General features: G+C 75.5%; 24 protein-coding genes. 18 read left to right on the forward strand and 6 right to left on the reverse strand.

Translation table 11 applies throughout. The annotated features are described in order from the left end of the window. Positions 1-35: 35 nt before the first annotated feature. Both WCD58_RS21685 and WCD58_RS21690 read left to right on the forward strand, forming a co-directional pair. Positions 36-2,867, forward strand: coding sequence for a chemotaxis protein CheB (locus WCD58_RS21685; RefSeq protein WP_337705145.1), 2,832 nt, complete (start codon positions 36-38; stop codon positions 2,865-2,867). Between the two features lie 101 nt (positions 2,868-2,968). Further along, positions 2,969-3,958, forward strand: a complete 990-nt coding sequence (locus WCD58_RS21690; protein ID WP_337705146.1) for a helix-turn-helix transcriptional regulator — start codon at positions 2,969-2,971, stop codon at positions 3,956-3,958. Here WCD58_RS21690 and WCD58_RS21695 read toward each other — a convergent pair. The 3 genes from WCD58_RS21695 to WCD58_RS21705 are packed head-to-tail and all read right to left on the reverse strand — an operon-like array spanning position 3,922 to position 5,952. After that, positions 3,922-5,145 (reverse strand): RNA polymerase sigma factor, encoded by a 1,224-nt coding sequence (locus WCD58_RS21695; RefSeq protein WP_337705147.1) that lies wholly within the window; start codon positions 5,143-5,145, stop codon positions 3,922-3,924. The genes WCD58_RS21690 and WCD58_RS21695 overlap by 37 nt on opposite strands. Before the next feature lie 8 nt (positions 5,146-5,153). Continuing rightward, complete coding sequence (locus tag WCD58_RS21700) at positions 5,154-5,501, reverse strand: YciI family protein (RefSeq protein WP_337705148.1); 348 nt, start codon at positions 5,499-5,501, stop codon at positions 5,154-5,156. A gap of 31 nt (positions 5,502-5,532) precedes the next feature. Then, positions 5,533-5,952, reverse strand: coding sequence for a DUF6069 family protein (locus WCD58_RS21705; RefSeq protein ID WP_337705149.1), 420 nt, complete (start codon positions 5,950-5,952; stop codon positions 5,533-5,535). A gap of 154 nt (positions 5,953-6,106) precedes the next feature. On the opposite strand from WCD58_RS21705, the gene WCD58_RS21710 reads away from it, so the two are divergent. From WCD58_RS21710 to WCD58_RS21750, 9 genes are all read left to right on the forward strand, one after another. Then, the gene (locus WCD58_RS21710; protein ID WP_337705150.1) at positions 6,107-7,084 is read left to right on the forward strand and encodes a helix-turn-helix transcriptional regulator; all 978 of its coding nucleotides are present in this window, start codon (positions 6,107-6,109) and stop codon (positions 7,082-7,084) included. Between the two features lie 104 nt (positions 7,085-7,188). Next, positions 7,189-8,169, forward strand: a complete 981-nt coding sequence (locus WCD58_RS21715; protein WP_337705151.1) for a molybdopterin-dependent oxidoreductase — start codon at positions 7,189-7,191, stop codon at positions 8,167-8,169. Between the two features lie 50 nt (positions 8,170-8,219). Then, positions 8,220-8,579 carry a hypothetical protein gene (locus WCD58_RS21720; RefSeq protein ID WP_337705152.1) on the forward strand — a complete coding sequence of 120 codons (360 nt, stop codon included), beginning with the start codon at positions 8,220-8,222 and terminating at the stop codon, positions 8,577-8,579. Between the two features lie 12 nt (positions 8,580-8,591). Further along, positions 8,592-8,936 carry a rhodanese-like domain-containing protein gene (locus WCD58_RS21725; RefSeq protein WP_337705153.1) on the forward strand — a complete coding sequence of 115 codons (345 nt, stop codon included), beginning with the start codon at positions 8,592-8,594 and terminating at the stop codon, positions 8,934-8,936. A 202-nt stretch (positions 8,937-9,138) separates the two neighbouring features. After that, on the forward strand, positions 9,139-11,508 hold the full coding sequence (locus WCD58_RS21730) for a molybdopterin cofactor-binding domain-containing protein (RefSeq protein ID WP_337705154.1): 2,370 nt from the start codon (positions 9,139-9,141) through the stop codon (positions 11,506-11,508). A gap of 10 nt (positions 11,509-11,518) precedes the next feature. Next, positions 11,519-11,998 carry a (2Fe-2S)-binding protein gene (locus WCD58_RS21735; protein ID WP_337705155.1) on the forward strand — a complete coding sequence of 160 codons (480 nt, stop codon included), beginning with the start codon at positions 11,519-11,521 and terminating at the stop codon, positions 11,996-11,998. A 31-nt stretch (positions 11,999-12,029) separates the two neighbouring features. Further along, a complete protein-coding gene (locus WCD58_RS21740) occupies positions 12,030-12,338 on the forward strand; it encodes a hypothetical protein (RefSeq protein ID WP_337705156.1) in 309 nt (102 codons plus the stop codon). Positions 12,339-12,494: 156 nt separating this feature from the next. After that, positions 12,495-12,719, forward strand: a complete 225-nt coding sequence (locus tag WCD58_RS21745; RefSeq protein ID WP_337705157.1) for a hypothetical protein — start codon at positions 12,495-12,497, stop codon at positions 12,717-12,719. A 66-nt stretch (positions 12,720-12,785) separates the two neighbouring features. Then, entirely contained in the window at positions 12,786-15,413 is a 2,628-nt protein-coding gene (locus tag WCD58_RS21750; RefSeq protein WP_337705158.1) for an amidohydrolase family protein, read from the forward strand. Between the two features lie 210 nt (positions 15,414-15,623). Here WCD58_RS21750 and WCD58_RS21755 read toward each other — a convergent pair whose 3' ends face one another. Beyond that, entirely contained in the window at positions 15,624-15,830 is a 207-nt protein-coding gene (locus WCD58_RS21755; protein WP_337705159.1) for a DUF8691 family protein, read from the reverse strand. A 168-nt stretch (positions 15,831-15,998) separates the two neighbouring features. Between WCD58_RS21755 and WCD58_RS21760 the strand changes: the two genes are divergently transcribed. From WCD58_RS21760 to WCD58_RS21770, 3 genes are all read left to right on the forward strand, one after another. Beyond that, positions 15,999-17,126: an AI-2E family transporter gene (locus WCD58_RS21760; RefSeq protein ID WP_337705160.1), complete on the forward strand. Its 1,128-nt coding sequence runs from the start codon at positions 15,999-16,001 to the stop codon at positions 17,124-17,126. Continuing rightward, entirely contained in the window at positions 17,119-17,349 is a 231-nt protein-coding gene (locus WCD58_RS21765; RefSeq protein ID WP_337705161.1) for a LapA family protein, read from the forward strand. The genes WCD58_RS21760 and WCD58_RS21765 overlap by 8 nt, the downstream gene beginning before the upstream one ends. 179 nt (positions 17,350-17,528) lie before the next feature. Next, entirely contained in the window at positions 17,529-20,084 is a 2,556-nt protein-coding gene (locus WCD58_RS21770) for a winged helix-turn-helix domain-containing protein (protein WP_337705162.1), read from the forward strand. A gap of 3 nt (positions 20,085-20,087) precedes the next feature. Here WCD58_RS21770 and WCD58_RS21775 read toward each other — a convergent pair whose 3' ends face one another. Then, positions 20,088-20,870 (reverse strand): universal stress protein, encoded by a 783-nt coding sequence (locus WCD58_RS21775; RefSeq protein WP_337705163.1) that lies wholly within the window; start codon positions 20,868-20,870, stop codon positions 20,088-20,090. Continuing rightward, a complete protein-coding gene (locus WCD58_RS21780) occupies positions 20,867-21,229 on the reverse strand; it encodes a cupin domain-containing protein (protein WP_337705164.1) in 363 nt (120 codons plus the stop codon). The genes WCD58_RS21775 and WCD58_RS21780 overlap by 4 nt, the downstream gene beginning before the upstream one ends. 128 nt (positions 21,230-21,357) lie before the next feature. Between WCD58_RS21780 and WCD58_RS21785 the strand changes: the two genes are divergently transcribed. The 4 genes from WCD58_RS21785 (at position 21,358) to WCD58_RS21800 (ending at position 25,801) form a co-directional block, all read left to right on the forward strand. After that, positions 21,358-22,662: a PP2C family protein-serine/threonine phosphatase gene (locus WCD58_RS21785; RefSeq protein ID WP_337705165.1), complete on the forward strand. Its 1,305-nt coding sequence runs from the start codon at positions 21,358-21,360 to the stop codon at positions 22,660-22,662. A 109-nt stretch (positions 22,663-22,771) separates the two neighbouring features. Continuing rightward, a complete protein-coding gene (locus tag WCD58_RS21790; protein WP_337705166.1) occupies positions 22,772-23,074 on the forward strand; it encodes an urease subunit gamma in 303 nt (100 codons plus the stop codon). Then, entirely contained in the window at positions 23,071-25,122 is a 2,052-nt protein-coding gene (locus WCD58_RS21795) for an urease subunit alpha (RefSeq protein ID WP_337705167.1), read from the forward strand. The genes WCD58_RS21790 and WCD58_RS21795 overlap by 4 nt, the downstream gene beginning before the upstream one ends. A gap of 1 nt (position 25,123) precedes the next feature. After that, positions 25,124-25,801, forward strand: coding sequence for an urease accessory protein UreF (locus WCD58_RS21800; protein ID WP_337705168.1), 678 nt, complete (start codon positions 25,124-25,126; stop codon positions 25,799-25,801). Positions 25,802-25,808: the final 7 nt, after the last annotated feature.

Genomic DNA, 25,808 nt, shown 5'->3' on the forward strand with positions numbered 1-25,808 from the left:
TGGTGCACCGGCCCCCGGGGGACCACAGTGGTGCGGTGGGTGGCTCGGCCGCGGACCGACCCCTCGCCGGGGTCGTGGTCCTCGTGGCGTCGGCGGGGGGCTTCGACGCGATCATCCGCGTCCTGCTCGGCCTGCCCGCCGACGCCGGCGTCCCGGTGGTCGTCGCCCAGCACCTCTCCGGGCCGCACGAGAAGTTCGTCGGGGTGCTCTCCCGGCGGGTCGGGCGCGTGTGTGCCTGGGCCGAGGACGGCGACGTCGTCGCGGACGACCGGGTGACCGCCTGCCCGCCGGGCAGCGTGCTGGAGGTGCTGCCCGACGGGACCTGCAGCGTGCGCCCGCTCGACGGGGCCGCCGGGCACCACCGCTTCGACGTCCTGCTCTCCTCGGTCGCCGAGTCGTTCGGCGCGGGCGCCGTCGCCGCCGTCCTGTCCGGCATGGGCAGCGACGGGACGGCCGGGGCGCGCGCGGTCCGCGCGGCCGGGGGCGTCGTGCTGGTCCAGGACGAGGACACCGCCGAGCACTTCTCCATGCCGGGCTCGGTGGTCGACGCCGGCGTCGCGGACCGGGTGCTCCCGGTGGACGAGATCGGTGCCGTCATCGGCAACCTCGCCGGCGGGTTCGGGCTGCCGCCGTCCCGGGCGGAGCTCGACGCGGTCCGCACGGTCCTCGCCGGCGCGGGCGAGGTGGCGCGCCTCGCGCGCGGGACGGACTGGGAGGCCACCCCGTTCGGCGCGGTGAGCGGCTGGCCGCCGGCCCTGCGCACGACCGTGCGCCTCGTGCTCGGGTCGCCCCTGGCGATGTGCCTGTGGTGGGGACCGGACCGGGCCAGGCTCCCCAACGACGCCTACCGCGCGCTGATGGGCGCCGACGACACCGGGCTCGGTCAGCCGGGTGACGTGCCCGACGTGCTCGACGAGGACGTCGAGCGGCGCGTCCGCGCCGGTGAGTCGGTCGAGGTGCGGGAGGTGCGGCAACCGGTCACCCGGGGCGGCGGCACGGAGGACGCCTCGTTCGACCTCGCCGTCGTCCCGGTCGAGGACGCCGGCACGGTCCCGGGGATCCTCGCCACGGTCGTCGAGCGCACCGCGGAGGTGCTCGCGGACCGCCGCCTGCGGGCCCTCCACGAGCTCACCGAGCGGACCGCGGACGCCGACGGCTGGCACGAGACCTTCGAGCGGGCGATCGGGGTCCTCGCCGGGCACGCCGAGGACGTCCCGTTCGCCCTCGGGTACCGGATCGACCACGTCGGAGCGGTCGCCCGGCTGGTGGCGGGCACCGGCGCCGCCGGCGTGCTCGCACCGCCGCGGATGCCGCTCGGCGAGCGGTGGGGCTGGCCGCTCGCCCACGCCGAGTCCACCGGGGAGCCGGTCCTGGTCGAGGACGTCGGGGCGCGCTTCGCGGACGCCGGCCGCGACGGGGACCCGCCCTGCCGCCGGGCCCTGGTGCTCCCGCTGCCCCACACCGACGGCGAGGCCGGCGCCCTCGTGCTCGGGCTCCCGCCCCGGCACGACGCGCGCCACGAGGAGTTCCTGCGGCTGGTCGGCGCCGCGGTGGCGCTGCGCCTCGGCGAGGCGCGCACGCGCGAGAAGGACCGCGAGCGCGCCGAGCGGCTCGCCGCGCTCGAGCGGGCGAGGACGAGCTTCTTCGCCGACGTGTCGCACGAGTTCCGCACGCCCCTGACCCTCGTGCTCGCCCCGGTCGAGGACGGCCTCGCGCGGCCCGACCTGCCCGACGACCTCCGCGCCGACCTCGAGCTCGCCCGCCGCCACGCCCGGCGCCTGCTCCGGCTCGTCGGCACCCTGCTCGACTCCGCGCACGTCCGGGCGGGACGGCTGCGCGCCCGGTTCGAGCCCGCCGACCTCGCGGCGCTCACCGCGGAGATCGTCGCGGTGTTCCGCGAGGCCGCCGACCGCGGTGGTGTCGCGTTACGGGTGGACGCCGCGCCCCTGCCCGCGCCGGTGTGGCTCGACCCGCAGCTGTGGGAGAGGATCCTCGCGCACCTGCTCTCGAACGCCCTGAAGCACACCTTCGAGGGGGCGATCGACGTCCGCGTCCGGGCGCTGCCCCACCACGCCGAGGTCCAGGTCGCCGACACCGGCGTCGGCATCCCGAGGACGGACCTGCCGCTGGTGTTCCAGCGGTTCCACCGCGTCGCCACGACCGCCGCCCGCTCGCACGACGGGGCCGGGATCGGCCTCTCGCTCACCGAGGAGCTCGTCCGGCGCCACCGCGGCCGCATCCGGGTGCGCAGCGAGGAGAAGGTCGGCACGACCGTCACCGTGTGGCTGCCCATGGGATCCCGACCCGAGATGGAGCACACCGTCGAGGAGCGGTCGGACCACCCGCTCGACGTCGCCGAGGCGCTCGCGGAGGAGGCGGCCGCCTGGGCGCCGGTCGACGGCGACCGGACGCTGCACGACGTCACCCTGCTCGACGAGCCCCCGGGCGCGGCGGGCGATCCGGTCCGGAGCAGCCGCGTCCCCGGGGCGCGCGTGCTGGTGGCCGAGGACCACCCGGACCTGCGCCGCTACCTGCACCGCCTGCTCGCCGCCACGTGGGACGTCCGGACCGTGGAGGGCGCCGCCGAGGTCCTCGAGGCCGCGCGCGAGCACCGTCCCGACGTGGTGCTCGCCGACGTCACCGCACCGCCCGACGGCCCCGCGCTCGTGCGCCGGCTCCGGGCCGACCCGCAGCTCCGGGCGACGCCGATCGTCCTGCTGACCACGGACCCGAGTGCGGACGCGGGTGCCGACGACCACCTCGTCACGCCGTTCTCCGGGCGCGAGCTGGTCGCGCGGCTGGGGGCGCAGATCGAGCTCGCGCGGCTCCGGCACCGGGGCGCCGAGGGTGCCGGGGGCGCCCGCTGACCCGTCCGGCACGCGCCTTGCGACCGGCCGGGTCCCGTGGAATGTTCGTCGCGGACAGCAGTGTTCGTTTCGCGAACAGATCCCGCCCGGGGGTAGCGGTGGTGGGCGAACTCCACGGATCGGCGCCGTCGCCGGTGCAGCGGCTCCGCGTCACGTCGACCGACCTCGACGAGGCGACCGCCCTGCTGCGGTCCCGGTACGCCGAGCACCACCCGTCGTTCCACGGCTCCCGCGAGGGGTTCGCGTTCGGGCTCGCGGCCACCGCGGTCGCGGCCCCGGCGGGCACGGTGAGCGTGGACGGTCTGCGGCACAGCATGCGGGCGTCGGCGCTGGCCGAGCCCCTCGCGGCGCCGACGGTCGTCGTCCCGCTGCGCGGGCGGGTGCGCTACGCGTGCGGCCGGGACGAGGCCGGTGCCGGGCCGACCCTGTGCCCCACCTGGGACCGGTTCCGGGTCGAGTGGGACGACGTCGAGCTCGCCGTCGGCAGCGTCGACGCCGACGGGCTGGCGCGCGTCGCCTCCGAGATCCACGGCATCGAGCCCGACGCGGTCGCCTTCACGGGGATGACCGCGATCTCGGCCAGCCGGGCCCGCTACGTCCACGCCCTGCTGCGCCACCTCGAACAGATCCTGCGCAGCCACGACGAGGTCATGGCCAGCCCGCTGGCGCGCGCCGAGACCTTCCGCCAGCTCGCCGTCGGTCTCCTGCAGGTCTTCCCGAACACCACGCACACCGCGGACGCCCCGCGCAGCCCGGGCTTCCACGGCCCGGCCACGGTCCGCCGGGCGGTCGCCTTCATCGACGGCCACGCCCACGAGGACATCAGCCTCACCGAGATCGCCCGCGCCGCCCGCCTGGGCCCCCGGGGCCTGCAGAGCGCGTTCCACCGCCACCTCGGGACGACGCCGCTGACCTACCTGCGCAAGGCGCGGATGGCGGGCGCGCACGCCGACCTGCAGGCCGGCGACCCGACCCGCGGCGACACCGTGGGCGCGATCGCCGCGCGCTGGGGCTTCGCCAACGCCGGGCGGTTCTCGGTCGAGTACCGGCAGGTCTACGCCCGCTCCCCCCGAGAGACGCTGCGGTCCTGAGCGAGCTGGTCCCGCCGGCCCTGCAGGAACGCCCGCTCGGTGTCGTTGCCGGCCAGGGCGAGGGCCTCCTCGTAGGCCTCGCGGGCCTCGTGGGTGCGTCCGAGCCGGGCGAGCAGGTCGGCGCGGGTGGCGGGCAGCAGGTGGTAGCCCGGGATGTCCAGGGCGTCGACGGCGTCGAGCGCCGCGCCCGGCCCGTGCACCTCGGCGACGGCGACGGCGCGGTTGAGCGCGACGATCGGGGTGGGACGCAACGCCAGCAGCTGGTCGTAGAGCGCGAGCACCTGCGCCCAGTCGGTGGCGTCGCCGTCGGTGTGCACGGCGTTGATCGCCGCCTGGAGCTGGTAGGCGCCGGGGCGGTCGCGGCGCAGGCAGCGGCGGACCAGCTCGTGGCCCTCGGCGATCAGCGCCCGGTCCCAGAGGGCGCGGTCCTGCTCGGCCAGCGTCACCAGCTCGCCGCCCGGGCCGACCCGGGCCGCGCGCCGCGCCTCGGTGAGCAGCAGCAGGGCGAGCAGGCCGAGCACCTCCGGCTCGTCGGGCATGAGGTCGGCCAGCGCCCGGGCCAGGCGCACCGCCTCCGCCGACAGGTCGGTGCGCAGCAGCGGGCCGGTGGTCGCCGCGTAGCCCTCGTTGAAGATCAGGTAGAGCACGGTGAGCACGGGCGGCAGCCGGTCGGGCAGCTCCGCCTCGCCCGGCACCCGGTACGGGATCGCGGCGTCGCGGATCTTCTTCTTGGCCCGCACGATCCGCTGGGAGATCGTCGCCTCGGGCACGACGTAGGCCCGGGCGATCTCGGGCACCTCGAGCCCGCCGAGCAGGCGCAGCGTCAGCGCGGTCTGCGCGAGCGGGGAGAGCGCCGGGTGGCAGCAGGTGAAGATCAGGCGCAGCTGGTCGTCGCGCACCGGTCCCACCTCCTCCTCGTTCTCGTCGGGCCCGTGCAGCAGCAGGGCCTGCGCGTGGCGCGCCTCGCGGGTCGACTCCCGGCGCAGGCGGTCGAGGGCCCGGTTCCGTGCGGTGGTGACGATCCAGGCGCCCGGGTTGCGCGGCGGCCCGTCCGCGTCCCACTTCTCCATCGCCACCGCGAACGCGTCCTGGACGGCCTCCTCGGCGAGCCCGATGTCGCCGAGGAGGCGGGTCAGGGTGGCGACGCAGCGGCCGTACTCGTCGCGGTAGACGGCGGTGAGGTCCATCGGAGGGGTCAGGCAACGCCGCCGAAGGGGCGCACCTCGATCGGCACCTGACAGGCCTCGGCAGCCTTCCCGGCCCAGTGCAGCGCGGCGTCGAGGTCGTCGACCTCGATGACGTAGAAGCCGCCGAGCTGCTCCTTCGTCTCCGCGAACGGCCCGTCGGTCATGGCGGTGCTGCCGTTCTCCACGCGGACGACCGTGGCGCTGTCCGACGGCAGGAGCCCGCCGCCGAACACCCACACGCCCGCGGCCTTCATTTCGTCGTTGACCTTCCCGACCCGGGCGTAGCTCGCCTCCATCTCCTCGTCGGAGTAGGGCAGCACGCTCTCGTCGATCCGGACACCCATGAGGTAGTGCACGGCACTCGTCCCTTCGCGTCGTCGGGGGTCGTCAGGCCAGCTTGCGGGCCACGGCGGGGATCACGATCGCGGCGGCGGCGACGTGGGTCAGCATGAGCAGCACCTTCGTCGCCACGGTCGCGTCCGCGAGCACGTCCGGGACGAAGGACAGCACGGTCAGCGCCACCGTGGTGCGGATCCACGCCGTGCGGGGGCTGCGGGCGAACCGGCGCAGCACGGTCGCGATGGCCAGCCCGACGACGGAGAAGATCGCGGTCAGGACGGCGAACCCGGTCGCCTGGATCGTCGCGCCGGACACGGCGGTGCCGATGCCGACCGCCTGGCCGGCGGCGGCCACGACCGCGGTGGCGGCGGCCGCGGCGACCGTGGCCACGGCGCCGGTGCGCAGCAGCGCGCCGGCGGTCGGGACGGTGGTCGGGGTGGTGCTGGTGGGGACGGCGAACGTGGTCACGGGAACCTCCGGTGGTGCGGAGACCGGCTCGGTGCCGCTCTCTCACCCTGGCGACGAACGGGGCCCGCACCGTTTCGACACGCCCCGCGAAGATTCTTCGAGGAGTTTCCGGCGGACCCCCGGAACGGGTAGGACACGACCGGAGGTGGTGGCAGTGCCGCGGACGGAGTCGTCGCCGGTCGCACGGTTCGACGTGCGGTCCCGCGACCCGGAGTTCGCGGTCCACGACATCAGCGGGACCTACGCCGAGTACACCGCGCGCTTCCTCGGCAGCCGGGAGGGCTTCTCCTACGTGCACTCCGGGGTGGTGGCGCCGGGGTTCGCGCTGATGCACCTCGAGTACGGGATGGCGACCGAGCTGCGCTCGGAGGTGTCGCCGGAGGACCTGATGGTCTGCCGGGTGACGGGCGGAGAGCTGTCGGTGTCCTCCGGGCAGGACGTGGTCCGGGCGGCGCCCGGGGCGCCGACGCTGCTCCCTCCGGACCGGTCGGGGTGGACGGTCGAGCTCGACGACCTGCGCGGCGACGCCGTGATGCTGGACCGGGCCGCGGTGGACCGCGCCGCCGCGGCGTCCGGCGTCGAGGACGGGCGGCTGACGTTCACCTCCCGGACCGCGGTCTCCCCCGCGGCGGCCCGGTACTGGGACGGCGTGGTCGACCACGTCCGGCGGATCGTGCTGGCCGACGACGACCTGGCCGCGAGCCGGCTGGTGCTCGGCGAGGCCACGCGGGCGCTCGCCGTCGCCGCCCTGGTGATGTTCGCGGACGCGGGGCACGTCGAGGACCGCCGGCGCAGCGACCGCGCCGAGCCCGCGGTGCTGCGGCGCGCGCTGGCCTTCATCGACGAGCACGCCGGCGAGGACATCGGCGTCGAGGACATCGCCGCGGCGTCCGGGGTCGGGGCGCGCGGGCTGCAGCAGGTGTTCCGCCGGCACCGGGACACCACGCCGCTGGCGTACCTGCGCCGGGCGCGGATGTCCCGCGCGCACGGCGACCTCGTGGCCGCCGACCCGACGCGCGGCGACACCGTCGGCGCCATCGCGGCCCGCTGGGCCTTCACCAACCCGGGACGGTTCTCCGTGGAGTACCGGCGCATCCACGGCTGCTCGCCCAGCGAGACCCTCCGGCACTAGCCCGCGTCGCGTTGCCGTGATGCCCGTGTCGCCACCGCGACCTCGGGATCCACGAGGGCCGTCGGCCGCTGTCGGATCCGGGTCGGCCCGGGCACGATGACCCCGTGGCGAGTGCCGTGCGGATGTCGCCGTCCGCGACGACGAAGTGGCAGCCGGCGCCGGCGGCCCTCACCGCGCCCACCACCGCGGTCGAGGACCTCTACGTCATCGGCCACTTCGGCATCGCGCACGTGCCCGCCGACTCGTGGCGCCTGCGGGTCGGCGGCCTCGTCGACCGGCCCCTGGAGCTGGACCTCGCGCAGCTCCGCGCGCTGCCGAGCGTCACCGTGACGGCCGTCCTCGAGTGCTACGGCAACCCGCTGGACCCCGACGTCCCCACCCGGCGCGCGGGCAACGTCGTGTGGCGGGGCACGCCGGTCGCCGCGGTCCTGGAGCTCGCCGGCGCGTCCGACGGGCCGATCCTGTGGGCCGAGGGGTACGACGCCGGCGTCTTCGACGGCACCCGCTGCGGCGAGTACCTCAAGGACCTGCCGATGGACGTGGTGCGCGAGCGCGGTGTGCTCGCCTACGAGATGGACGGCGCGCCGCTGACGGCCGAGCACGGGCACCCCGTGCGGCTGTTCGTCCCGGGCTACTTCGGCACCAACAACGTGAAGTGGCTGCGCGCGCTCACCGTCGCCGACCGGCGCCCCGAGCACCTGTTCACCACCACGCTCTACCAGCGCGCGACGCCCGGGACGGGCGCGCTCGCCCCGGTGCGCGACCTCGACGTCGCCAGCCTGGTCACCGCGGTGCGCCTCGACGGCGACGGCCTGCACGTCGCGGGGTGGGCGTGGGGGTCGTCGGCGGTCGTCGGCGTGGAGGTGGGTTCCGGGCCCGACGAGCCGCGGGACTGGGTGGACGCCGCCCTCGACACCCCCGTCGGCGGGGAGCACGGCTGGCGGGCGTTCGCCGCCACCGTGCGCCCGGGGACCGTCGTCGGCGCCCGTGCCCGCGACGCGGCGGGCCGGCGGCAACCGCTGCGGGGCGCGCGCAACGCCTGCCACGTCGTCGCCGTGGATCCGGAGTTTGCCGATCCGGGGTGAGGGCACTCACCCTGAACCGTCCCGAAGCCCCTTCGAGAGCAGGACCAGCGATGACGGCCGACCCAGGCGCCGTGACCACCCTCCGCACCGACACCACCGTGCTCGAGCTCGAGCGCCTGCACGTCGCGGCACGATCGGTCCTCGAGTGGCTCGGCGAGACCGGGAACGGGCGGCTCGACCCCACGCAGGCCGAGCATCTCCGGCACCACGCCGAAGCGCTCCTCGACGCCCACGGCTCGCCGACCCCGTTCGCCGCGACCCGTGCGCACGCCCTCCGCGTGCGCAACGAGCTCACCCTGCTCGCCACCGAGCGCTCGCTGACGATCGCGGTGTGGATCGACGACGCCCTCCACCTCGCCGACCACGGGCCGCAGATGGTCACGGAGGATCCGCTGGAGGGCGGCGGCTGAGCCGGGTGCCCCGTGGACCAGGAGCTCTCGGTGGCCGAGCTGGCCATCGAGCTCGAGACGCGGAGGATCCTCCTCCTCGACGTCCGTGACGGCGAGGACGTCGCGGTGGGCCACATCCCCGGCGCCTGGCCCGTCAGCCTCGCCGCACTGCCCCTGCGCCTGCGCGACCTCGACGACCCGCTGCACCACAAGCTCGGGACCGTCCGCGCCCGCGTCGCGCTGGTGGCCGGCGACGAGGACCGCCTCCTCGTGGCGCGCGCCATGCTCGCCGAGGTCGGTGTCGACGCGCTCGCCGTGGCCGGCGGGGTCGCCGCGTGGAGCCGCGCCGGGCGTCCGTTGAACCGCGGCGCGCACTGAGTTGTGCGTGACCGGACCCACACGGACCTCTCGGCACCTCTCGTTCTACAGACGGTGAACGCAGCGTTACCGGCGCTTTGCACATGTTCACCGAACGAGCTAAGAGTCCATGTTTGCCCGGATCGTTACTCCACTGAGACCACCACCTCTCGGGCAGTCGGCTTGCGACGCGACCCCCGGGTGCTCCCCACCGGAGGCAACGATGCCCACCCACCGCATGGCCCCGGCGCCGTCACGGCGTCCACATCGACCGAAGCGGGCCGACACCGGCCCCGCCGACCCGGGGCGGCGCCGGTTCCTCGGCATCGTCGTCGCCGCGCCGGTGCTCGTCGCCGCCGCCGAGATCGGGCGGCAGACGATCTTCGACTCGGTGCCCAACGCGTCCGCGGCAGCGCTGCCGTCCGCGCCGCAGACACCGGAGCTCTACGACCTGCTCGACGCCCTGCGCGACGCCGCCCGACCGACCGCGAACCTCATCCAGGTCAAGGTCAACCGTGACGGCACCGTCTCGTTCGCCCTCCCCCGCTCGGACAACGGGCAGGGGATCATCACCTCGACACAGATGATCATCGCGGAGGAGATGGGCCTCGACCCGGACCAGGTGAACGTCACCCTGGCCGACGCCCGCCCCGAGCTGGTGTTCAACCAGCTCACCGGTGGCTCGTCCACGACGTTCACCACCTTCACCCCGATCCGGGTGGCCGCCGCGCTCGCCGCGGGCCGGCTGCTGGACGCGGCCGCCGCCCAGCTCGGCCAGGAGAGCAGCGTGCTCACCAGCCGGGCCGGCGCGATCATCGGGCAGAACGGCGAGTCCCTGCCGTTTGGCGAGCTGACCGAGGCTGCCGCGAGCCCGGTGACCGAGGCCGTCGAGGTCGCGCTGAAGCCGCGCGAGGAGTTCACGGTCATCGGCACGCCGCGGACGAAGTCCGACGCCCGCGCCATGGTCACCGGCAGGAAGAAGTTCGTCACCGACCTGAAGGTGCCGGACGCGCTGCCGACGGTGATCTGCCGCGCGCCGGACCTCAACGGCGCCCCGGAGGACGTCGAGAACCTCGACCAGGTCCGCACCATGCCCGGCGTCACCGACGTCGTGCAGGTCAGCACGGGCGTCGCGGTGCGCGCGCGGACCTTCGGTCAGGCCGTCGACGCGGTGAATGCGCTGCAGGTCTCCTGGGAGGCCGGCACGGTCGCCGGCGAGGACGACGACTCGGTCCTCGCGCAGGTGCGCGGGGGCGAGCTGCCGCTGGCGGTGCCCGACGTCGGCGGGAACACCGTCGAGGGCGAGTTCACGTTCTACTTCCGCAGCGGTTCCCCGCTGGAGACCAACGCGGCGATCGCCGACGTGCGCGAGGACTCCGCCGAGATCTGGAGCCCGTCGAAGAGCCCGATCGCGGCCCAGGCCGAGATCGCCCGCAAGATCGACCTGCCGACGAACGCGGTGACGTTCCACGTCCTCGAGGGCGGCGGCTCGTTCGGGCGCAAGCTGTTCTTCGACGCCGCGCTCGAGGCCGCCGAGGTCTCCAAGGAGATGGGCAAGCCGGTCAAGCTCATGTGGACCCGGGCCGACGACTCCCGGCAGGGCCGCACCCACCCGATGTGCACCTCGCGGGTCCGCGCGGTCGTCGCCGGCGACGCCGTGGCGAGCTTCGAGCTCCGCCACACCAGCGTCGCCACCGAGGGCAACCCGGGGCTGTCGGAGCCGATCACGGCCGCGGCGGTGAAGGCACCGCTGGGCAACCTGACGCTCTCGGAGAGCCTGTTCGAGCTGACGCAGGTGACGCCCTACAACTTCGGGGCGAACACCCGGCTGCTCAACGAGGTCGAGATGGGCTTCAACACCAGCTCGACGCGCAACATCTACTCGCCCGACGTCGCCACCGCTCGCGAGCTGATGGTGGACAAGATCGCGGAGGCGATGGGCAAGGACCCCTACGAGCTCCGGTCGGAGTTCATCAAGCTCGACCGCTGGAAGAACGTCCTGGACCGGGCCGCCGAGGAGGCGGACTGGGGCAAGTCGATGCCCGACGGCACGGCCCAGGGCATCGCCTTCCACACCGAGTACAAGGGTGCCGCCGCGGCCGTCGTGGAGATCGACTGCCGGCCCGAGACGGTCAACCGTCAGATCCGCTCCGCGCGGACCGGGCCGCGCGTCACCAAGGTGACCTACGTCGTCGACGTCGGCATCGTGATCAACCCGCGCGGCCTCAAGGCGCAGATGCAGGGCGGGATCATGGACGCGATCGGCAACACCCTGACCGCGGGGCTGCACCTGCGCGACGGGCACTTCGTCGAGGCCAGCTGGGACAACTACTTCTACACCCGGCAGTGGAACACCCCGGACGAGATCGACGTCGTGATCATCGAGGACTCCGAGTCCCCGGAGCCGGGCGGTGCCGGCGAGTTCGGCGTCGCGGCGACCAGCGGCGCGATCGCGTGTGCGTACGCGCGGGCGACCGGCACGACGCCGGAGTACTTCCCGATCATGCACAAGGAACCGCTGCCGTTCGAGCCGTACCCGACCGTCCCCCCGATCCCGCCGTCGCCCGTCGACGGCCTCGAGAAGACGACCTGAGGACCACCACATGCCCACCCACACGTTCAAGCTCAACGGCGAGCAGGTGTCGGTCGACGTCGAGGACGACGTCCGGCTGCTCTGGGTGATCCGCGACCTGCTCGGGGTCACCGGCCCGAAGTACGGCTGCGGCATCAACGTCTGCAAGGCCTGCACCAGCCACATCAACGGCAAGGGCTTCAACCCCTGCTCGGTGCCGGTCGGCGCGATCAAGCCCACCGACGAGGTCACGACCATCGAGGGCCTCGCCGACACCACCCCCGGCGGCGGGCTGCACCCCATGCAGCAGGCCTGGATCGACAACGACGTCGCGCAGTGCGGCTACTGCCAGCCCGGCCAGATCATGGCCGCGGTCGCGAAGGTGAAGCAGGCCCGCGCCGAGGGCCGCGACATCGACGACGACGTGCTCGACGAGATCCGCAACATCTGCCGATGCGGCACGTACTACCGCATCCGCGAGGCCATCAAGGCCGGCGCGGAGAACATGTGATCACCGCTCCCCTGTCTGGAGGAACCTCCCCATGACCAACCCGATGCGCCGCCGCGGCACCGCCGCCGCCCTCGGCCTCGCCGCCACCGTCCTGCCCGTGCTGGCCGCCGGCACCGCGCAGGCCGACGAGACCGGCTACCCCAGCACCCAGAGCCCGACCCAGGGCGTCGACGCCCTGCTCGGGACCGGGGCCACCACCGCGGAGTCGTCCGCGGACGCCGTCAACGGCGAGGACCGCGCGCCCGGCGTGGACGGCACCGAGACCGAGTTCCCCGAGGCCGACCCCCGCTACGTCGAGGGGCCGCTCGGCGGCCTGCTCGTGAACGGGCCGCTCTCGTAGCGAGTCCTGGAGCGAGCGTTCGTCCCGCGAGCCGCGTCCTCGGTCGAGGACGCGGCTCGTGGTGCGTCCGGGGGCCGGTGACTGCGTAGTTCGGGTAACGGGTACGTTCGGTGGACATCGCCACCGCCCCGACCCCGCACGCAGGGAGGCGCGCGCATGGAGCACCCCGGGCCCGACGGCGCCGCCGAGCAGGACACGGACCACTCCCTCGACGACGAGGCCGCCCGCCGCAGCGTCGAACGCGCCCGGCACGCGGCCGAGCGCGCCCGGCGCGCCGTGGAGGTCGCGGAGGAGAAGCAGCGGCGCGCGCGCCGGGCGGTCGCCCGGCGCCGTGAACACCCGACCGAGATCGGTGCCCGGGAGCGCCCGGCGAACCCCTGAGGAATCGTCCGGTGGTGAACGGCACGGGTCTGTCCGGCACCGGCCGCCGTCCGGGATGCTGGTGGCATGCAGCCAGGACGCAACGGGGTCGAGACGCCCGCGCGCGTCGCGGCCGTGCGCGCGTCCCGGCTGCTCGACCAGGGCCCGGAGGAGTCGTTCAACCGCATCACCGCGCTGGCGGCGAGCCTGCTGGGCACCCCCATGACGTACATGACGGTGGTCGACGACGTGCGCTCGGAGCTCAAGGGCGCCCCGGACACGGCCGCGATCTGCGGGCCGGACGGCCGGTTCTCCGCGCCGATCTACGAGGCGACCTGCCACCTCGTGATCGACTCGGGGCGCGAGGTCGTCGTCCCCGACACCGCCGCCGACCTGCGCACGCGTGACCTCGCGCAGATCAAGGCGTTCGGCGCCGCGTCGTGGGTCGGCGTCCCCATCGTCGACCCCGACGGGTACGTGCTCGGCAACCTGTGCGGGATGGACGCGCAGCCGCGGGAGTGGACGGAGGCCGACCTGCGGGGGCTGCGGACCCTGGCCGAGACGGTCGACGAGACCATCGCGCTGCGGCTCGCCGGGCACCGCCTGCAGACCTACGCCGAGCAGACCCACGAGCTCGCCGAGACCCTCCAGCAGAGCCTGGTCCCCCTGCTCCTGCCGCAGGTCCCCGGCCTGACCGTCGCCGCCCGCTTCCACCCCGGGGGCACCGGCGTCGAGGTCCTCGGCGACTTCTACGACGTCGTCCCCACCCCCGACGGTGTCGACGTCGCCGTCGGCGACGTGTGCGGGAAGGGGGCGACGGCCGCGCGCACCACCGCGCTCGTGCGCTCGGCGATCCGGACGGCCGGGCACCTCGACGCCGACCCCGTCGCCGTCCTCGGCACGGTGCACCAGGTCCTGCTCGACTGGTTCCGCCCGCAGCGCAGCTTCGTCACCGCGGCGCTCGCGAGCCTCGTCCGCGGCCCGGACCACTGGGCCGTCCGGGTGGGCAGCGCCGGGCACACGCCGGGGTTCGTCCGCCGGTCCGACGGGCACGTCGACGAGCTCGCGGCGGGCGGCCGGGTCCTCGGTCTCACCGACGAGCCCCGCGTGCGGATCGAGGAGGTCACCCTCGGCGCCGGCGACAGCCTCGTCCTGTGCACCGACGGGATCACCGAGGCCCGCGATCCCGACGGCGTGCAGCTCGACGAGGCCGGCGTCACCGCGGCGCTCGCCGCCACGAAGCCCGGCGCGGACGCCGAGGAGCTCGCCGACGCCCTCGTCGACGCCGCCCACGCCACGCCGGGCACACCAACTCCGACGACCTCGTGGTGGTCGTCGTCCAGGTGCCGCGCCCCGGGTGACCGCCCGGGCGCGGTCGGTGATCGTTCTTGCGCCGCCGGGGGATCCTCGGGTGCGCTGGGTCCCGTGCCCGACGGATCCGTGCTGCTCGACCACGTCCGGCTCATCGACGGCCACGGCGGGCCGCCCGTCGAGGACGCCGCACTCCTCGTCGACGGGTCCCGGGTGTCGTGGGTCGGGGCGTCCTCCGAGCGCCCGGCCGGCCACGAGGACACCCCGCGCGTCGACCTCGGCGGCCGGACGGTGTGCCCGGGCTTCGTCGACGCCCACGTGCACTTCGCCCTGCCCGGCCGGTCGGGCAACCCGCTGGAGGGACTCCAGGAGCCCGCGACCTACCGGGTGCTGAAGGTGCTCGAGCGCCTGCGGACCACCCTGGAGAACGGCGTGACCACCGCGCGGGACCTGCTGGGTCTCGACGCCGGGTTCCGGCGCGCGGTGGCCGAGCGCCGTATCCCGGGGCCGCGGCTGCTCGTGTCGATCGCGATGCTCAGCCAGCGCGGCGGGCACGGCGACTTCACCCTGCCGTCGGGGATGGACGCGCTGGCCACGGCGGTCGCCTTCCCCGGCAGCCCGCCGAACCTCGTCGACTCGGTGGACGCGATGCGCCTGCGGGTGCGCGAGCTCGTCGCGGGCGGCGCGGACTGCGTCAAGCTCGCCACCAGCGGCGGCGTCACCTCCCCGCACGACGACCCCGACTGGCTGGGGCTGCGCCCGGAGATGATCCGTGCCGCGGTCGAGGAGGCCGCGGCGTACGGCGGGCTGCCGGTGGCGGTGCACGCGATCGGACGCCTGGGCATCGCGGCGGCCGTGCACGCCGGGGTGACCAGCATCGAGCACGGCTACGCCCTCGACGACGACCTGCGTGCGGAGATGGTCGAGCGCGGCCAGTTCCTCGTCCCCACCCTCGTGGAGACGATGGACGAGCCCGATCCGGCGCGCAGCGCTCCCGGTGCCTACGAGAAGGCCGTGCGGTGGCACCGCGTCGCGCACGACTCGGTGGCGCGCTCGGTCGAGGCCGGCATCCGGATCGTGCTGGGCACCGACGCCGGCATCACCCCGGAGCACGGCACGAACCTGCGGGAGCTGGACCTGCTCGTGCGGCTCGGCGGGATGACGCCGCTGCAGGCGATCACCGCGGGGACCCGCGACGCGGCCGACCTGTGTGGCGTCGGCGACATCACCGGGACGCTGGAGGCCGGCAAGGCCGCCGACCTGGTGGTCACCGACGTCGACCCGCTCGCCGACATCGCCGGCCTGGCCGACCCCGCGCACGTCCTCGCGGTGGTCAGGGACGGACGCGTGGCGATCGACCGCGGCGGCGTCCTCGCCGGGGCCCTCCCCGCCCTGTGCCCGTGAACGCCGGGGCGTTCCGGATCGGACACCTCGGCACGATGACGGTGCCCGGCCGTGTCCTGGAGGGGGTGGCAGGGATGGCGCCTGGGCCACGTGTTCCTGCAGGAGGGGCGCCTCGCGGCGCCAACGGGTCCGGGCCGGCCCCCGCCCTGGTGGTTGCCGCGCCGGTGCCCGGGGCCCGCGCCGCTCGGTGGGCAGGCGCCGTAGGGCGGCTCAGTCGGGCACCGCGCGCAGCGAGGTCACCTGCAGCCCGAGCGCCTGCAGGCGGGCGAGCACGCCGTGCAGGTGGGCGTCGTCGACGATCTCGCCGTACATCACGGTCTCGGCCGGCGCGTCCCGCACGGTGAACTCCGTGAAGTCCGCGGCCACGTCCTCCGACAGCAGGCCGGCGACGCGCACCTCGTAACGGGCGGGGCTCATGGCCGGGCTCCTCTCCTGCGAGCTCCCCCTCACCGTGCCGCCGTCCGCGCGGGTCGGCGTCATCCGTCGCGGGTGAGACCGGACGATCTCACCCGCTGCGTATGAGGCCGTGTGCCCGTCCTCCCGTCACGCTGGGTCGTCGATCGGCCCGCCCCGAGAGGTCCCGACATGACCGAGCCCGCCGGCGACTCCCCCCGCCCCCGGCGCATGCCCCTGACCGACTACGCCGCGATCACGGCGACGGTCCTCGTCGTGCTGCTCGCGGCCGGGGCGGCCTACGTGGCGCGCGGCGCGCTGCTGCTGGTGTTCGTCGGCTTCTTCCTCGCGACGGGCATCGAGCCGGCGGTCCGGGCCCTCGGGCGCCGGGGCGTGCGGCGCGGGCTGGCCCTGGTGCTGATCGTGCTGGCGCTGCTCCTCGTCGTCGCGGGGCTCGTCGCGGTCCTGGTGGTGCCGGCCTCGCGGGAGATCGGCCAGCTCGCCGACCAGCTGCCGGCGCTGCTCTCCGCCCTCGGCGAGCGGCTCGGCGGCCCGCAGAGCGCCCCCGGCCAGGCACTGTCCGACCCCGGCACCCACCAGCAGCTCCAGGGTCTGGTCAGTGCAGCGGGCAACGTGCTGGCCGTCTCGGTGGCGGCGATCTTCGGCGTCCTCGGCACCCTGCTGGGCGGGGCGTTCGCCACCCTGACCGTGCTCGTCCTGCTCGTCTACTTCACCCTCGCGATGCCCCGCATCCGCGCCGGGATCGACCGCATGATCGGGCGCGAGGACCGCATCGACGCCGCCGACCAGGCGCTCGGGCGCATCGGCGGCTACGTGTCCGGCCAGCTGATCGTCTCCGGCATCGCCGGGGTGTGCGCGTTCCTGTTCTTCCTGCTCGCCGGGACGCCGTACCCGGCGCTGCTCGGGCTGGTCGTCGCCGTGCTCGACGCGATCCCGCAGATCGGGGCGTCGCTGGCCTCGCTGGTCGGGATCGCGGCCGGGCTCTCGGTGAGCGTCGGCCTCGCCGTCGCCACGCTCGTCTTCTTCTGCGTCTACCAGGCGCTGGAGAACTACCTCGTCGCGCCGCGGGTGTTCTCCAAGGCCATCGAGATCTCCCCCGCCGCGGCGTTCGTCGCCGTGCTCGTCGGGGGGTTCGTCGGCGGCCTGCTCGGCGCGATCACGGCGCTCCCCCTCACCGCGGCCGGCAAGGTAGTCATCCGCCAGGTGAACGACGAGCGCCGCCGGACCACCACTCCACCGCCCGCGCCGGCGTCACCGATCACCGATTCCGTCGGCACCGCGGAGGTCGACCATGGCTGAGAAGACCGCCGGACCACCCTCGACGACGCCCTGGTGGCGCGCGCGCTGGGTGCTCCCCCTGCTCCTGCTCGTGCTGGCGCTGATCTTCGTGCTCGAGAACCGGGACCTGGTCAGCATCCGGCTGCTCATCCCGATCGTCGTCATGCCGCAGTGGGCGGCGCTGACGATCACCCTCGTCATCGGCGTGATCATCGGCCTGCTCGTGCGGCGCCGGCGGCGCTGAGCGGGTCTCCCGGGAGCGATCTCCACGGGCGGTGATCGTCCGGGTACGACCGGTCCGCGATCAGCGCGCGAGCGGAGCAGCATGTCCCCCTCCCTGGTCGCATTGCGGCGTCGTCCCTGGTCACGAGGCCATGATCGGCGTACAACAAGTGGATCTGTCGAGGCCGGCAAGGGGAGGACATGCCGCGCGCCAAGACCGTGGTACCCCATGCGCCCGCGCAGCTGGTCGACCGTCCGGCGCTGCGCGGTGTCCTCGACGCGCGCTCGTCCGGCGGCGAGCAGGGGCCGGTGGTGCTGGTCAGCGCCCCGGCCGGCTACGGGAAGACGGCGACCGTCGCGGGCTGGGTCCGTGCGCGGGACGACGTCGACACGGCCTGGGTCACCCTGGACACCGCCGACCGCGAGGAGGCGTCGTTCTGGTCGTCGGTGCTCGCCGCATTGCACGCCTGCCCGGGGCCGCACCGGCCCGTGCCCGACCCCGCCGACGCGGCCGCGCTCCGCGCGCTGGTCGTCGAGGCCCTCGACGAGCTCCCGGCGCCCGTGTGCCTGGTGCTCGACGACGTCCACGAGATCCTCGGCCACCCCGCGGTCGAGGGGCTGCGCGCGCTCGTCCGCCACCCGCTGCGCCGGCTCGTGCTGGTGCTGTGCACGCGCGTGGACCCGCCGCTGGGCCTCGACCGCCTCCGCCTCGACGGGCGCCTGGGCGAGCTGCGGGCCGCGGACCTGCGCTTCAGCACCGACGAGGCCGCGGCGCTGCTCGACCTCGAGCGGATCGACCTGCCGCCGGACCGGGTCGCGACGCTCGTCGCGCGCACCGAAGGCTGGCCCGCGGCCCTGCGGCTCGCCGCGCTGTCGCTGCGCACCGCGCCCGACCCGACCGCGTTCGTCCGCGACTTCGCCGGCGACGACCGCTCGGTGGCCGACTACCTCGTCGACGAGGTGCTCACCCGCCTCTCCGAGCGCGAGTACCGCGTGCTGGTCGCCACCAGCGTCCGGCGGGTCGTCGCCGTCGACGCCGCCGTCGCGCTGACGGACGACCCGGGCGCGGGCGACGTGCTCGCCGAGCTCGCCGCGGGCGGCGGGATGCTCACCCCGCTCGACCGGCACGGGCGGCTCTTCCACACCCACGAGCTGCTGCGCTCCCACATCCTCACGCGGCTGCGCCGGCGCGACCCCGAGCACCTCGCCGAGCTGCACCGCCGCGCCTCCGCGTGGTGCGAGGAGGACGGCGACCCCGTCGGCGCGCTCGAGCACAGCACCGCCGCGGGCGACCGGTCCGCGACCGCGGCCCTGCTCCGGCGCCGGACCGCCGACCTCCTCGCGCGCGGGGAGTTCGAGGTGCTGAACGGGACCCTCGGGACGTGGCCCGCGGAGCCGCGGCTGGACCTCCTGCGCGCCGTCGTCGACCTCGAGACCGGCCGCCTCGACGCGGCCGACCGGGCCCTGCGCACCGCCGGGGCGAGCGGCGACGAGACCCTGCGGCGCGTCGTCGAGGCACGCCGGGCCGCCGTGCACGGGCGGCCCGCCGAGGGCGTCGCCGCCGCCCGCGGGATCGACCCGGACGCGATCCCGGGAGCGGCGCTGCGCGGGATCGCCCACGCCACGCGCGGCACCGCCCTCGCGACCGTCGACCCCGCGCGGGCCCGCCGCGAGTGCGAGCGGGCGCTGGAGATCGCCGACCGCCACGGGTTCCCGTACCTGGCGCTGCAGGCCGAGTCGACCCTCGGCATCGCCCGCACGAGCGAGGGCGACCCCGTCGCGATGACGCGCAGCGCGCACGCCGTCGTCGAGCGGGCGGCCCGCCACGGCTGGGTCGAGAGCCCGTGGGCGATCGCCGCGCTGGCGATCCTCGCCGCGGCCGACCTGCGCCGGGCCCGGCCGGCGCGCGCCCGGGAGCACGCGACCCGCGCGCTGCAGGCGGACGCGGCCCGCTTCCCGGCCCTGCTCCTGCTCGTCAGCACGGTCCTCGGCGCCGCCGAGCACGACCTCGGCGACACGCTCGACGGCTGGCGGCGCATCCGGCACGCGCGCATGAGCGGGGACCCGTCCGCCCTCGACGAGCACCTGCTCGCCCTCACCGCCCTCCACGAGCAGGAGACCGCCCTGGCGCTCGGGCACGCCGCCGAGGCGCACGAGGCCGTCCGCGCCGTCGCCCACCGGCTCGCGGGATCCCCGGACCTCGCGTTCCTCGAGGCCCGCGGCGCGTGGGTCACCGCCCGCGACCCCGGGGCGCGGCGCCTCCTGGCGCCCGCGCTCGACGACGCGCGCCCGCCCGTCCTGCTCCCCGTCCTCGTCGAGGCGCCGCTGCTCGACGCCGAGATCGCGCTGACCCGCGGCGAGCGGGCCACGGCGCGCCGCCGGGTGCGCACCGCCCTCGAGCGCGCCGACCGGCTCGGCGTGACCCGCCCGCTGCACCACCTCGCGCCGCCGGTGCGGCTGCTGCTCGCCGAGCACGCCGGTTCGTTCGGCCGGGTCGACGCGCTGGTCCGCGAGGCGCTCGCGCTGCCGGCCGCGGCGGCCGCGCCGGAGCCCACGGCCCTGACCGACCGCGAGCGCGCGGTGCTGGAGATGCTGCCGACGCAGCGCACGGCGGTGGAGATCGCCGACGACCTCGCGGTCTCGGTGAACACCGTGAAGACCCACGTCCGCGCGATCTACGCGAAGCTGCAGGTCGACAGCCGTCGTCACGCGGTCACCGAGGCCCGCCGGCGCGGGCTGTTCGACGTCGCGCGGTAGATCTCAGGACGGGGTCGGCACCACGAGCACCGGCCGGTGCACGTGGTGGAGCACCGCCATGGCCGTGCTCCCGACGACGAGGTCGCGCAGGGCCGAGCGGCCGCGGGCACCCACCACGACCACGCCGGCGTCGTGGTCGGCGGCCTCGGTGTCGAGCGCGGCGGCGACGGCGCGGGCCGATCCGCCCGGAGCCCGCGACACGACGACCGTGCGGTCGCCCAGCAGCCGGTCGGCGGTCGCGCGGGCGTGCTCGGCGCCCGCGGACCCGTCGTCGCCGACGAGGACCGGCCCCGTCGAGGCGGCGGCGCGCTCGCGGCTGAGCAGGGGCGGCACGACCAGGACCGGCGCCGGGCTGTGGTGCACCACGAAGTCCGACACGCTGCCGAGCACGGCCGCGACGCCGCTGGTCCCCCGCGAGCCGACGACGACCGCGGCCGGCCGCACCTCCTCCGCGAGCCGCGCGAGCACGAGCCCCGGGTCGCCGTAGGCGCGCTTCGCGGACGGCTCGCCCGCCCACCCGGCGGCGCGGGCCAGCGCGACCCCGTCGGCGGCGACCAGCAGGGCGGCCTCGCCGCCCTCGTGCTCCATGAGCTCCGTCAGCTGGTCCAGGGTGCTCGCGTGCCGCCGGACCCGGTGGCGCAGCGCCGAGTCGGCCCACGGCGGGGCCCAGACGTGCACGACCCGGGCGGTGCGGCCGGGCAGCAGGCGGGCGCCGGTCGCGATCGCGGCCGACGCGTCCCGCGAGCCGTCGTAGCCGACGAGGAGGTCACCGACCGGCGGCGTCACGCGCGGGCGTAGGTCTCGGCGGTCTTGGCCTCGAACTCGAGACCGGTCACCGGTTCGTCGCCGACCACCCAGGCGTCGTGGCCGGGCGTCAGCCGGTAGATCTCCCCGGCGCTCAGGTCGGCCTCGGTGCCGTCGTCGGCCACGATGTGCATCCGCCCGGACATCAGGTAGCCGAGGTGGGCGGCCTGGCAGCTCTCACCGCCGACGACGGGCCGGATGCACTCCGACCAGCGCCAGCCAGGCTGCAGGGCGATGCGCGCCACCGTGGCGTCGCCGAGCTGTACGACGTCCAGTCTCGTCTTCTCGGGCGTCCGGGTCTCGTCGGGCGCATCCATGCTCCGGTGTTCGATCGCGGGCATCTCCCTCTCCTCTCCGCTCGCGAGGGACCCAGCATCCTCGGGTGATCTCCGGGAGGAAATGCGGAACACGAACCGCCGTCGGTCGGTGACGATCCGCGACGCGGGGGTCGCCACGTAGGGTCGCGCGCGTGGCGACCGACGGGCTGACGTGGGGCGATGTCTTCACCGCACTCACCGATCGCTCGCATCTGGTGGTGGGTGAGGGCCTGTCCGCCATGGTCGACGAGTGCGTTGCTCCGCTCGGACTGCACGCCGACGTCCTGCTGGTCGATCTGGGGCAGCGGGTGCTGACGTCGGTGCGCCCGGACCCGCCGCCACCGGTCGCCGTGGACGGCACGCTGGCGGGACGCGCGTTCCAGCACGGCGAGTTCGTCACCGGTCTCGCCGACTCCGGGCGGCGCGTGCTGTGGATCCCGATGCTCGACGGCACCGAGCGCGCGGGGATCGTCCGCCTCGAGCTCGACCCCGACGTCGTCGACGACCTGGAGTTCCGCCGGCGCTGCTGGACGCTCTCCGGGCTGATGGGCCACATCGCCATCGGCAAGCTGCCCTACAGCGACCGCATCCGCCGCATCCGCGCCCCGCGGCCCCTCTCGGTCGCCGCCGAGCTGCTGTGGCACCTCGTCCCGCCGCGCACCTTCGCCACCGACGCCGTCGTGGTCACCGCGCTGCTCGAGCCCTACGACCAGGTCGCGGGCGACGCGTACGACTACGTCGTCGACACAGAGACCGCCTACGTCGCGGTCTTCGACGGCGTCGGGCACGACCTCGCCGCGGGCAGCGCCACCGCCCTGGCCGTCAGCGCGCTCCGCAACGCCCGCCGCCGGGGTGTGGAGGACCTGGCCGAGCTCGCCACCGACGCCGACACCCAGATGCGGGCCGCCGGGGTCCGCCCGCGGTTCGTCACCGCGGTCCTCGCGCGCCTGGACCTGCACACCGGGGAGCTCCGGTACGTCGTGGCCGGGCACCCGCCGCCGCTGCTGCTGCGCCACGGGCATCTCGTCGACGCCTTCGGGGCGTCGCCGTGGCCACCCCTGGGGCTCGGCGCGGCCCCCGCCCGCAGCGACGTCGCCGTCGAGTGGCTCGAGCCCGGCGACCGCGTGGTGTTCTACTCCGACGGGATCACCGAGGCCCGCGACGCGGACGGGGCGTTCTTCGGCGAACGCCGCCTGGCCGATCTGAGCGAGCGCGCCGAGCTCGACGAGGTCTCTGCGCCGGAGACCCTGCGCCGGCTCGCGGCCGCCGTGCTCGAGCACCAGGGCGGCGAGCTCCAGGACGACGCGACCCTGCTGATGCTGGACTGGTCGACCGCCGGCCACGAGCGGATGCTGCCCTCGCTCGCCCGCGAGGTCACCGCCGCCGACCCGCCGACCGCGCGCCCCGAGCAGGTGTCGGCGGCCGCCGCGGAGGGCTTCCGCTCCCCCACGGTGTGAGCGGCCGACTGTTACATCGGTGGGTCGGTCGGGGTCGCGACGTCCCGCGGCGGCGGCCCGCTCATTAGCCTCCCGGGCACGACCCCGTGACCGGCAGGAGAGATCCCGAGTGCTGCTGACACCGCACGAGCAGGAGCGGTTACTGGTCCACGTGGCGGCCAACCTCGCCCGGGAGCGCCGGGCGCGCGGCCTGCGGCTCAACCACCCCGAGGCCACCGCGCTGCTGACCTCGTGGATCCTCGAGGGCGCCCGGGACGGCCGCTCGGTCGCCGACCTCATGGCCGACGGGCAGCACGTGCTCACCCGCGACGACGTCATGGACGGCGTGCCGGAGATGCTGGCCACGGTCGCCGTCGAGGCGACGTTCCCCGACGGGACGAAGCTCGTCACCGTGCACGACCCCATCACGTGAGCACGCCCGGGGAGGTCACCCCCGCCGACGGGGAGCTGCGCTCGGGCGAGGGGGCGCCCTCCGTCGTCGTCCACGTCCTCAACGGCGGCGACCGGCCGATCCAGGTCGGGTCGCACGTCCACTTCGCCGCCGCCAACCCGGCGCTCGAGTTCGACCGGGACGCCGCCGTCGGCATGCGGCTCGCGATCTCCGCCGGGACGAGCGTGCGCTTCGAGCCCGGCGTGGAGCAGGACGTCACGCTCGTCGCCCTCGGCGGGGCCGGCGTCGTGCCCGGGCTGCGCCTCGACGTGGCCGACCCGGCGGGCGCGCGGGGCGGGTCCCCGGGGTCCGGCTGGACGGTGACCCGCGAGGCCTACGCCGAGCTGTTCGGGCCGACCGAGGGCGACCTCGTCCGCCTCGCGGACACCGACCTGCGCATCCGGGTCGAGGCCGACCACTGCCGGGGCCCGCGCGGCGGCGACGAGGCGGTGTTCGGCGGCGGCAAGGTCATCCGCGAGTCGATGGGACAGGCGCGCACCACGCGCGCCGAGGGCGCGCCGGATCTCGTGATCACCGGGGCCCTCGTGCTCGACCACTGGGGCGTGGTGAAGGCCGACGTCGGCGTGCGGGACGGCCGCATCGTCGCCCTCGGCAAGGCCGGCAACCCCGACACCATGGACGGGGTGCACCCGGAGCTCGTCATCGGGCCGGGCACCGAGGTGCTCGCCGGCAACGGCAAGATCCTCACCGCGGGCGGGGTCGACTGCCACGTCCACCTCATCAGCCCGCAGCAGCTGCCCGAGGCCCTCGGCTCGGGGGTCACCACCATGATCGGCGGCGGCACCGGACCGGCCGAGGGCACCAAGGCGACCACGGTGACGCCCGGGCCCTGGTACCTGGCGCGGATGTTCGAGGCCCTCGACGGCGTGCCCATGAACTTCTCGCTGCTCGGCAAGGGCAACACCGTCGGTGTCGACGCGCTGCACGAGCAGGTCCGCGCGGGGGCGAGCGGGTTCAAGGTCCACGAGGACTGGGGCGCGACCCCGGCCGCGATCGACGCCGCCCTGCGCGTCGCCGACGAGACCGGGGTGCAGGTCGCGCTGCACACCGACACGCTCAACGAGGCCGGTTACGTCGACTCCACACTTGACGCGATCGCCGGCCGGGGCATCCACGCCTACCACACCGAGGGGGCCGGCGGCGGGCACGCGCCGGACATCATCACCGTCGCCGGGCAGCCGCACGTGCTGCCGTCCTCGACGAACCCGACCCGGCCCCACACCGTCAACACCGTCGACGAGCACCTCGACATGCTGATGGTCTGTCACCACCTGTCCCCGTCGATCCCCGAGGACCTCGCCTTCGCCGAGTCGCGCATCCGTGGCTCGACGATCGCCGCGGAGGACCTCCTCCACGACCTCGGGGCCATCTCCATGATCGGCTCGGACTCGCAGGCGATGGGGCGGGTCGGCGAGGTCGTCCTGCGCACGTGGCAGACCGCCCACGCCGCGCGGCGCCGCGTGGTGGGGACCGGCGGCACGACCGGGGACGACAACGACCGGGCCCGCCGCTACGTCGCCAAGTACACGATCTGCCCGGCGGTGGCCCACGGTCTCGACGGCGAGGTCGGCTCGGTCGAGGTCGGCAAGCTCGCCGACCTCGTGCTGTGGGACCCGGCGTTCTTCGGGGTGCGCCCGCACGTCGTCCTCAAGGGCGGCCTGATCGCCTGGGGTCGGATGGGCGACGCCAACGCGTCCATCCCCACCCCGCAGCCCGAGCTCTCCCGCCCGATGTTCGGCGCCGCACCCGCCGCGGCGGCGGCGACGTCGCTGCACTTCGCCACCGAGCAGGCGCTGGCCGACGGGCTCGCCGGCCGGGTCGACGTCCGGCGGCGGTTCGCCCCGATCCGGTCGACGCGCACGGTGGGCAAGGCCGACATGCCCGAGAACGCGGCCACGCCCGACATCAGCGTCGACCCGGACACCTTCACGGTCCGCATCGACGGCTCGGTGGTCGACCCGGACCCGGTCCGCGAGCTCCCGATGGCCCAGCGCTACTTCCTGTTCTGACGTGGACCCCGCGCTGCTCCTGCTCGCCGACTCCCGCCTGCCCACCGGCGGCCACGCCCACTCCGCCGGTCTGGAGGCCGCCGCGACCCGGGGAGTCGTCCGGGGCCCCGAGGACGTCGCGGCCTACCTGGCCGCGCGCGTCCCGACCACCGGCCTGGTCACCGCGGCCGCGGCGGCCGCGGCGTGCCGCACGCGCACCACCACCCAGGAGGCCTGGGAGCCCTGGGACGCCGCGGTGTCCGCCCGCACCCCGGTGTCCGCGCTCCGGGAGGTCTCGCGGGCCCAGGGACGGGCGCTGCTGCGCACGGCGCGCGCGACCTGGCCGTCGCCGGACTACGACGCGCTCGGTCCTCGCCCGCACCAGGCCCTCGCGCTCGGCGTCGTCGTCGCGGCGGCCGGCGGCGCTCCCCACGACGCGGCGGCACTCGCCGTCCACCACCTCGTCGGGCAGATCTGCTCGGCCGCGGTCCGGCTGCTGGGTCTCGATCCCCTGGCGCTCGCCGGCGTGCACGCCCGGGCGCTCGGCGCGGCAGCCGGGACCGTCACCGAGGCGGTGGCCTCCGGGGTCGCGGCAGCCGAGAGGGACGACCCCGCGCTCCTGCCCGCGGCCACCACGCCGCTGCCCGAGGTGCTCGCCGCCCGGCACGCCCGGGCCGACGGAGCCCTCTTTGCGTCCTGAGACCGCG

Source organism: Actinomycetospora flava, assembly GCF_037400335.1.
In the GTDB taxonomy this organism is placed as follows: domain Bacteria; phylum Actinomycetota; class Actinomycetes; order Mycobacteriales; family Pseudonocardiaceae; genus Actinomycetospora; species Actinomycetospora flava.

Coding starts and splice junctions, on each gene's coding strand:
- WCD58_RS21745 (WP_337705157.1), top strand. CDS start 12,495: ATGGAGCACCCCGGGCCCGACGGCGCCGCCGAGCAGGACACGGACCAC.
- WCD58_RS21760 (WP_337705160.1), top strand. CDS start 15,999: ATGACCGAGCCCGCCGGCGACTCCCCCCGCCCCCGGCGCATGCCCCTG.
- WCD58_RS21720 (WP_337705152.1), top strand. CDS start 8,220: ATGACGGCCGACCCAGGCGCCGTGACCACCCTCCGCACCGACACCACC.
- WCD58_RS21750 (WP_337705158.1), top strand. CDS start 12,786: ATGCAGCCAGGACGCAACGGGGTCGAGACGCCCGCGCGCGTCGCGGCC.
- WCD58_RS21780 (WP_337705164.1), bottom strand. CDS start 21,229: ATGCCCGCGATCGAACACCGGAGCATGGATGCGCCCGACGAGACCCGG.
- WCD58_RS21755 (WP_337705159.1), bottom strand. CDS start 15,830: ATGAGCCCCGCCCGTTACGAGGTGCGCGTCGCCGGCCTGCTGTCGGAG.
- WCD58_RS21695 (WP_337705147.1), bottom strand. CDS start 5,145: ATGGACCTCACCGCCGTCTACCGCGACGAGTACGGCCGCTGCGTCGCC.
- WCD58_RS21765 (WP_337705161.1), top strand. CDS start 17,119: ATGGCTGAGAAGACCGCCGGACCACCCTCGACGACGCCCTGGTGGCGC.
- WCD58_RS21770 (WP_337705162.1), top strand. CDS start 17,529: ATGCCGCGCGCCAAGACCGTGGTACCCCATGCGCCCGCGCAGCTGGTC.
- WCD58_RS21730 (WP_337705154.1), top strand. CDS start 9,139: ATGCCCACCCACCGCATGGCCCCGGCGCCGTCACGGCGTCCACATCGA.
- WCD58_RS21735 (WP_337705155.1), top strand. CDS start 11,519: ATGCCCACCCACACGTTCAAGCTCAACGGCGAGCAGGTGTCGGTCGAC.
- WCD58_RS21740 (WP_337705156.1), top strand. CDS start 12,030: ATGACCAACCCGATGCGCCGCCGCGGCACCGCCGCCGCCCTCGGCCTC.